The sequence below is a fragment of the Anaerorhabdus sp. genome (assembly GCF_036637135.1).
Taxonomy (GTDB): Bacteria; Bacillota_I; Bacilli_A; order Erysipelotrichales; family Erysipelotrichaceae; genus Anaerorhabdus.
Genome location: NZ_JAVWNC010000086.1, coordinates 1 through 6,561, shown reverse-complemented (window position 1 = coordinate 6,561; position 6,561 = coordinate 1). Strand labels below are relative to the sequence as shown.

At 33.2% G+C, this 6,561-nt stretch carries 10 protein-coding genes and 1 pseudogene; 9 read left to right on the top strand and 2 right to left on the bottom strand.

The genetic code is table 11. From position 1 onward, the window contains the following. Positions 1-123 (top strand): 30S ribosomal protein S21 (gene rpsU, locus RR643_RS10920; RefSeq protein WP_332483226.1); only part of this gene is annotated, 123 nt, incomplete at its 5' end. Positions 124-172: 49 nt separating this feature from the next. On the opposite strand, the gene RR643_RS10915 is transcribed toward rpsU, so the two are convergent. Both RR643_RS10915 and RR643_RS10910 read right to left on the bottom strand, forming a co-directional pair. After that, positions 173-973, bottom strand: a complete 801-nt coding sequence (locus tag RR643_RS10915; protein WP_332483225.1) for a tyrosine-protein phosphatase — start codon at positions 971-973, stop codon at positions 173-175. Positions 974-1,028: 55 nt separating this feature from the next. Beyond that, positions 1,029-1,763: a competence type IV pilus major pilin ComGC gene (locus RR643_RS10910; RefSeq protein WP_332483224.1), complete on the bottom strand. Its 735-nt coding sequence runs from the start codon at positions 1,761-1,763 to the stop codon at positions 1,029-1,031. 167 nt (positions 1,764-1,930) lie between these two features. On the opposite strand from RR643_RS10910, the gene RR643_RS10905 reads away from it, so the two are divergent. From RR643_RS10905 to RR643_RS10870, 8 genes and pseudogenes are all read left to right on the top strand, one after another. Beyond that, complete coding sequence (locus tag RR643_RS10905; RefSeq protein WP_332483223.1) at positions 1,931-2,893, top strand: PhoH family protein; 963 nt, start codon at positions 1,931-1,933, stop codon at positions 2,891-2,893. Between the two features lie 30 nt (positions 2,894-2,923). Beyond that, positions 2,924-3,379 carry an rRNA maturation RNase YbeY gene (gene ybeY / locus RR643_RS10900; protein ID WP_332483222.1) on the top strand — a complete coding sequence of 152 codons (456 nt, stop codon included), beginning with the start codon at positions 2,924-2,926 and terminating at the stop codon, positions 3,377-3,379. After that, complete coding sequence (locus tag RR643_RS10895; protein WP_332470050.1) at positions 3,376-3,711, top strand: diacylglycerol kinase family protein; 336 nt, start codon at positions 3,376-3,378, stop codon at positions 3,709-3,711. The genes ybeY and RR643_RS10895 overlap by 4 nt, the downstream gene beginning before the upstream one ends. A gap of 4 nt (positions 3,712-3,715) precedes the next feature. After that, positions 3,716-4,114 carry a cytidine deaminase gene (gene cdd, locus RR643_RS10890; RefSeq protein WP_332470049.1) on the top strand — a complete coding sequence of 133 codons (399 nt, stop codon included), beginning with the start codon at positions 3,716-3,718 and terminating at the stop codon, positions 4,112-4,114. Further along, the gene (gene era / locus RR643_RS10885; RefSeq protein WP_332470048.1) at positions 4,111-5,007 is read left to right on the top strand and encodes a GTPase Era; all 897 of its coding nucleotides are present in this window, start codon (positions 4,111-4,113) and stop codon (positions 5,005-5,007) included. Before cdd ends, era begins: the two co-directional genes overlap by 4 nt. Further along, entirely contained in the window at positions 5,000-5,764 is a 765-nt protein-coding gene (gene recO / locus RR643_RS10880) for a DNA repair protein RecO (RefSeq protein ID WP_332483221.1), read from the top strand. The genes era and recO overlap by 8 nt, the downstream gene beginning before the upstream one ends. After that, positions 5,754-6,092: a hypothetical protein gene (locus tag RR643_RS10875; protein ID WP_332472645.1), complete on the top strand. Its 339-nt coding sequence runs from the start codon at positions 5,754-5,756 to the stop codon at positions 6,090-6,092. The genes recO and RR643_RS10875 overlap by 11 nt, the downstream gene beginning before the upstream one ends. Positions 6,093-6,158: 66 nt before the next feature. After that, a pseudogene (locus tag RR643_RS10870) lies at positions 6,159-6,561 on the top strand (glycine--tRNA ligase); the annotation flags it as partial.

Here is a 6,561-nt window from a genome sequence, read left to right as displayed (position 1 = left end):
AAACGTCAAGTTTCTCGCAACGGAACCCTTGCTGAGGCTCGCAAAAGAGAGTTTTATGTAAAACCAGGCGTCCGTCGTAAATTAAAATCGGAAGCTGCAAGAAAAGCACGTCGCTCAAAATAAGGAAGAAATTCCTTATTTTTTTATGCGAAAAAAAAGAATAAGATTTCTCTTATTCTAAATAGAGTTGTTTTAATTTCTCTATGTCTTCTTGTGTAATACCTAAACAAATCTTTGCGTAATATTCTATAGTTCCGTAGTTTGCGTGGATATTATTCAATACTGCTTGGATATAGCTTTCCTTTACACAACATAAAGATGAGAACTGTTCGATATATTTCTTATCAAGATTTTGTTCAGTAGCTTTTTGTGTATAATAGTTTAATCTTTCGGATAAGTAATAATTTGTTTTAAGATAATCATCTATGATGATTTCATCACTAACACCAAGTAAACCAAGAATTAACAATGTTCCTACACCAACACGATCTTTACCTGCACTACAATGATATAAGGTAGAACCATGAACATCATCGAGTAATATATCGATGAATTTTTTGTACCCTAGAATTGAATGTTCATCTTGAAGTAGTTGAGGATATTCCTCTATTGTTGATTGCTCAACATTGAAGTCCATGAGTTCAATAATATGTTTCATGTATTCAAAATCAACTTCGTGTATATTCTTTTCTTTGGTGATTACTTGCGTATGTTCTTTTAGGATGGGGCAGCGAATATATTCAACGCCTTGTAAAGTAGGATCGGGTGTTTTTAGTATTTCATTATCATTTCTAAAATCAAGTATTCTTTTTAGTGAATAGTCATTGAGTAATTTGTTCCTATCATATTCAGAAGCGAAATAGAGTCGACCACTGCGTATAAGCTTTTTATATTTTATGGTTTTACCATCATTTGTCATTATGCCACCTAAGTCGCGTGTGTTTGATAACTTCTCGAATCCAGATAATTTCATAATAAAACCTCCTTATTCATTTTAGAACAAGGAGGTTTGTGGTGCAAGTGAGTTACTATTTTTTGTAATCCCAAGTGTTATTATCGAAATCAATTTCTTTAAAATATTTTTGTGAGTCACCATTAGTTGCATCAATAGAATTTAAGTATCTACTATTAGCATTTTCGCAAATATAATATTTGCCATTGCTCATGACGATATCTCCTTTTTCATAGCGACTTAGACTACTAAAATTATTGCTGATTTCTTTCCAAGGACTTATACCCATAGGGTTACCAGGAGCGGCACTTCCACTTGGTTTTTGATCTATGTAAACCCAAAGTTTCCCATTGCTTTTAACGATATCACCATATTTATATGTAGTGTTAACGTTACTAAAATCCGTGGCTTTTGAAATATCATCTTTGTATTTATCCTCTAACAGTGAGCCTGGGTTAGGGTATTTTCCAGTTGTACCACCAGTTTCATCTTTATGTATTGAACATGTTACTTTATGACCAGTAATTGTAATTGTACCTTCTTTAGGACAAATCTTACCACCATCATAGAGACTATCTTTTATAGCCGCTACTTGTTCAGGAGTTGTGAATGTTTCAGTTTTCCCTGATTTAGCTTCTGCTACGGTAATGGCACGTTCAACAAGTTTTCTATTATTTTGACAAGTTGTCGCTTGTGTAGCATCAATGTAACCTGAAATTTGTGGGACAATGAGTAGGCCAAGTACTGCTAATATTGCGATAACTACAATGAGTTCAATTAACGTGAACCCTTTCTTTTTTCTATTATTCATATCATCACTCTTCCCTTTGATAACTACTAAATACCACTTTTTATGAGTTAAATCAAGGCTATTATAAGTTTTTCATTTAAAAAATACTAAATTTATAGTTATTTTATAAGGATGAATGATTTTAGGTACAAATTTTGGTAAAATAGTTACATAAGGGGGATTTTCCTTTGACAAATGAAAAAATTGTAAGTGTTGATGAATTAACAGCGGATGAAGCGACTAAATTAGTAGGTCCACAAGATCGAAATTTGGAAGTCTTATCAAAGTGCTTTGATAAAGAAATTGTATTTCGAAATCATTCTTTCATTATTAATGATTGTGATAATAATACATTAGCTAAAATATCGGAAGTATTAAATGCATTGATACAAGTAGTGAAAAAGAATCAAGAAATCTCAGAGAGAGATGTTTTGTATGCTTATCGTTTAATAAGTAAAAATGAAACTGAAACTTGGATTGATTTACATAAGAAAGTAATTGGGAAAACATTATCAGGAAAAATGATTGCACCTAAAACAATAGGACAATATCGTTTTATTGAAGCAATTGAGAAATATGATATTGTTTTTGCGATAGGACCAGCGGGTACAGGGAAAACGTATTTAGCTGTGATTGAAGCTGTAAGCATGTTAAAAAAAGGTGAGGTAAAGCGAATCGTCTTAACAAGACCAGCGGTGGAAGCGGGTGAAAGTTTAGGATTTTTGCCTGGAGACCTAAAAGAAAAGGTAGATCCATATTTAACTCCTTTATATGATGCCTTACATGCGATGCTAGGAGCTGAGCAAACAGAAAAGTATATAGAGAAGGGTACGATAGAAATTGCGCCGTTAGCGTACATGCGTGGACGTACATTAGAGGATGCTTTTGTTATTCTGGATGAAGCACAAAATACAACAGCATCTCAAATGAAAATGTTTTTGACACGTTTGGGATTTAATTCGAAAATGATAATAACAGGTGATATCACACAAATTGATTTGCATCGTGGCATGATATCGGGATTAGTCGATTCAGCTAAACTATTAGATGGAATCGATGAGATTAAAATATTATACTTAACAAGTGATGATGTTGTTCGACATCCTTTGGTTCAAAAAATTATTGACCGATATGCTATGAAAGGCATTTGAGTGATATAATACTTAGGTGAGGTTATAAATATGATAACAACTATAATTAATAAAACAAAAAGTACAGCTTGGAAACAATATTATCCTCGCTTAGAAGAATTAGCTAAAAAAACTATAGAAACACTAAAGATAAAAGAAGAGGTTTCTATTTCTGTTATTTTAGTTAAGACCAAGAAAATTCATGAAATCAATTTAATGTATCGTCAAATTGATCGTCCTACGGATGTCATTAGTTTTGCGATATGTGATAGTGATGATGAATATGATTTAGTGAGTGATGTTAAAGAACTTGGTGATGTATTCATAAATGTTGATGCGGTTATTGAACAAGCAGCATCTTATGGACATAGTGAAGAAAGAGAATTTTGCTTCTTGTTTATTCATGGATTACTACATTGTTTAGGTTATGATCACATGAATAAAAAAGAGGAAAAGAAAATGTTTGATTTGCAAAACAAGATTCTTGATCCGGTGGTTCCACGATGAATAAATTCAAGGTGGCTTTTTCAGGACTTGCAGAAGCGTTAGCAGATAAAAACGTTATGATTCAATTTCTACTTATGATTTGTGCATTGGTGGTAGCGTTTGTGTTAAACTTCTCTTTTGTGGAGTGGCTTATCTTAGGGCTATGTTGTGGGTTAGTCATCACTGCAGAAATGATTAATACCTGTATTGAAAAGATTTGTGATTTTTGTTCACCCGATATTGATCCAAGAATTAAATCAATTAAAGATATGTCGGCAGGAGCTGTTTTGTTTTCTGCGACAATTGCGTTAATAATCGGAATTATGATGGTACTAAACCATATTGGAGGGTAAGATTATGGAATATCAAAATGTATTAGATGAAGCTTTTGAAGCAATGAAGAATGCGTATGCACCTTATTCGAATTATCATGTAGGGGCATGTGTTTTGTGTAAAGATGGTAAAACATTTAAAGGAGCGAATATTGAAAATGCAGCATATGGTGCTGCAAACTGTGGAGAACGTAGTGCAATCTTTGGTGCCTACTCTTATGGTTATCGTAAAGATGATATTGAAGCAATTGCAATTGTAACTGATGGTGGTCGTATTGCGGCACCTTGCGGAATATGCAGACAAGTGTTATCTGAATTATTGAATCAAGATACACCAATTATTCTTTCGAATGGTCAAGACACTGAAATTAAAACGATTCGGGAGTTATTGCCAATGCAATTTACTTCTGAGGATTTACAATGAAATCAGGGTTTATTGCTTTAGTAGGAAGACCAAATGCGGGAAAGAGTACATTATTAAATGCACTACTTCAACAAAAGGTAGCTATTATTTCTCCAAAGCCACAAACTACGCGAAATCAAATACGCGGCATTCGTACAGATGAAGATTCACAGTTAATATTTGTGGATACACCAGGTATTCATAAACCTCATCACGAGTTGGGCGCACAAATGAACAAAGAAGCTTTTGCAGCTGCAAGTGGAGTGGATTGTATTTATTTGTTGGTAGATGCGAGTGTACCTTTTGGTACAGGAGATGAATTTGTATTAAGTGCGTTGAAAGAAAAGAAAATACCTGTTTTCTTGATATTAAACAAAATTGATTTGTTAAGCCGTGATAAAATCATGGATTTATTAATCGAATGGTCAAAACGTCATGACTTTGCGGAAATATTTCCGATTTCAGCTAAAGAAAATACAAATCTTGGAGAATTGATAACAATCACAAAGACGTATATGGAAGATGGTATTCAATATTATCCTGAAGATCAAATTTGTGATTATCCAGAACAGTTCATTATTTCAGAATTAATTCGTGAGAAAGTCTTACTTCTAACTGAAGAAGAGATTCCTCATTCAGTAGCAGTTGTAATTGAAAGAATGGGTCGTAAAAAAGGAAAACTGTTGATAAATGCAATGATCCTTGTGGAAAGAAGTAGCCAAAAAGGAATTATCATTGGTAAGCAAGGTTCAATGATTAAAGAAATTGGTACTCAAGCGCGTAAAGATATTGAAGGCATATTGGGAGAAAGTATTTATCTTGAATGTTTTGTCCGTGTTGAAAAAGATTGGCGTAATCGCAAAAGCAAACTTCAACAGCTAGGTTATATTCAAATCGAGGTTGATGATGAATGATAAAGTTTTAGGACTTGTGTTAAAAGAATCAGAGTATCGTGAAAATGATGCTCTTTTGACCGTTTTAACAAAAGAATATGGTAAACTTACGTTCACTGCAAGAGGGGTGAAGAAAATGACTAGCAAGTCTGCGACATCATGCATGCCTTATGTGCTCAGTGAATTTGTGTTTGATTATGTAGAAGATAAGTCCATGTTTACAATCAAAAATGCATCGATCAAAACATCTAATCGGTTTTTACAAGAAAATTTAGAAAAGATGAATATTGCAGCAATCTTTAGTGAGATTGTGGATAAAAGCTTACCTCAAGGCGTTTTGGATGAGGATGTAAATGATGCCTATTTTGATTTGTTAGTATTTTGTTTAGATAAACTTAATCAAGAGAAGGAACATGCGCTAATACTTTGTTTGTTCTTAGCACAAATGTTAAATTATTTAGGTATACCACCTGTCGTTGATGAATGTGTATTGTGTGGAAATACGAAAGTGAATCGCATAAGTATTGAAGAGGGTGGATTTATTTGTAGTGATTGTTTGAGTGAAATAAGTAATAATAACGAAACTCAAATGGATTTAAAACGTTTCCGTTTGATTAATAAAGCGGGTATAGAAAATTATGATATATTGAAAAACTATGGTCCATGGTCTTTCAATGATTGTGCGGCGATGTTTGAATTTTTACATGTACACAGTGGTATTGATTCAACAGCGTGGAAGTTTCTTAAAGAAATAGTGGAGGTAAAAAATGAAAAATAAAGCATTACTGATCAATTTCATAGGGGTATGTCTTAACTTTTATTTGTTACCATTCCTTTTTCGTGGGAACGCTAATGAAACAATTCTAATGTTAGTAGTAATGCCTGCCATTACAATTGTTTTAGGGGTTTCGTATACAATGATGAATCAACCGCATTGGTTTTATCCCGTTATTGTTGGTGTTTTGTTTATACCGACAATGTTCATTTTTTATAACTTGTCCGCAATTATATTTGCGATGATTCACTTTTTAGGATTTGTCGTAGGTTGTTTGGTTGGAATCATTATTAAAAACTTGATTTCAAATAAAAACTTAAGTAGGACTTAAATTGACTGAAACCCTTTAAATATGGTATATTATACATTAGAATAAAATGTCTAAAGAGGAGAAAATATGGCTGAAAAAACATTTGAAAAAATAGTAAATCACGCGAAGAATTCAGGGTTTGTATTTCAAGGCTCTGAAATTTATGGCGGTTTAAGTAATACATGGGATTTTGGTCCGTTAGGGGCAGAGTTAAAAAGAAACATTAAACAAGCTTGGTGGAAAAAATTTATTCAAGAGAGTCCTTATAATGTAGGGATTCAATCTGCAATCTTAATGAATCCAAAAGTATGGGAAGCTACAGGGCATTTAACTGGATTTAGTGATCCTTTAATGGATTGTAGAAAATGCAAAACACGTCATCGTGCAGATCATTTAATCGAAGAATTCTCTAAAGGGGAAGTGAACCCTGAAGGTTGGTCAAATGATGAAATGATGCAATACATCAAGGATAATCATATTGCTTGTCCTG